Raw genomic sequence first — 356 nt, 5'->3', positions numbered from 1 at the left:
TGAGGGCCGGCCGTCCTGGAGTGCGGTGAGGGCGTCGAGGAGGTCGGTGCGCTCGTGGGCGATCACGGCGGCACGGTGCTCGAACGTGGTACGCGTGGTGGCCAGTGCGTGAGCGATGTCGCGGGTGTCGACGTCGGGGCGCGCGGTGGCGAACGCGTGCAGTTGTGCGGCCTGGGCGGTCAGCGCGTCGGCCGACTTGCCGGACACGAGCCAGACATGCGGTCCGCCGACGACGGTGTCGGCCGCGGTGCCGGTGTCGGCGTCGGTGTCGGCCGGAGCGTCGGCGTCGCTGGGCGTGTCTGTGGTGGTGGGCGCCTGTTCGAGGATGAGGTGGGCGTTGGTGCCGCTGATGCCGA

1 protein-coding gene is annotated in these 356 nt (G+C 72.8%); it reads right to left on the bottom strand.

Annotated elements, in window-relative coordinates; translation table 11 throughout:
- Window positions 1-356 (bottom strand): ketoacyl-synthetase C-terminal extension domain-containing protein (locus tag IH48_RS34025; RefSeq protein WP_037844205.1); only part of this gene is annotated, 356 nt, incomplete at both ends.

The organism is Streptomyces sp. NRRL F-5126, from assembly GCF_000721265.1.
Lineage (GTDB): Bacteria > Actinomycetota > Actinomycetes > Streptomycetales > Streptomycetaceae > Streptomyces.
The sequence above is the reverse complement of the archived record's forward strand: the minus strand, read 5'-3'. Positions and strand labels throughout refer to the sequence as shown.